The 608-nt window shown below is 77.5% G+C and carries 1 pseudogene; it reads right to left on the reverse strand.

Annotated elements, in window-relative coordinates:
• Positions 1 to 608, reverse strand: a pseudogene (locus Mterra_RS21640) (ATP-dependent nuclease subunit B); the annotation flags it as partial.

Raw genomic sequence — 608 nt, forward strand, 5'->3', positions numbered from 1 at the left:
GGACGGGCTCGGGCTCGAGGGGGCCGCTCTGGTCGGCCTCGGGGTAGGTGATGGTCACACAGGGGGCGCGGGTGGCGAGCTCGCGCAGGATCAGGGGGTCGCGGCCCAGGAAGCGCCGGGGCAGGCCGGCGCGGGCGTAGAGGGCCTCCAGCGCCAGCCGCTCCTCCTCGGGGATGAAGTAGTCCTCGCGCTCGCCCGCGCCGTAGGCCCCCTCGACGGCGTAGGTCAGGTAGAGCTTGGCGAAGCGCACCCCGGAGGCCAGGGTCGGGGTGAGCAGGGGGACGCCGCCCGGCGGGCGCACGGGCTCGTAGGTCTCGGTGAGCAGCGCGGCCCACCAGCGGCGGAAGTCGGGGCCGTAGGCGATGCGCCCCGCCTCCTTGGCGCGCTCGAGCAGCAGGTCGCGGCGCGGCCCGGCCCGCACCTCGGGGAGGGAGTCGATGAGGGTGCGGGCCCAGGCTTCGGGGTCGCGCGAGGGCTCCAGGCGCTCGAGCCAGGCCGAGAGCTGGGCCTGCAGGCCCATCTGCTGGGCCAGGCGCTGGATGGGGGCCAGCCCGGCCAGCCCGGCGTCGAGGGCGGCGCGGCCCAGGGGGGCGAGGTCGGGGATGGCG

The organism is Calidithermus terrae (genome assembly GCF_003574345.1).
In the GTDB taxonomy this organism is placed as follows: Bacteria; Deinococcota; Deinococci; order Deinococcales; family Thermaceae; genus Calidithermus; species Calidithermus chliarophilus.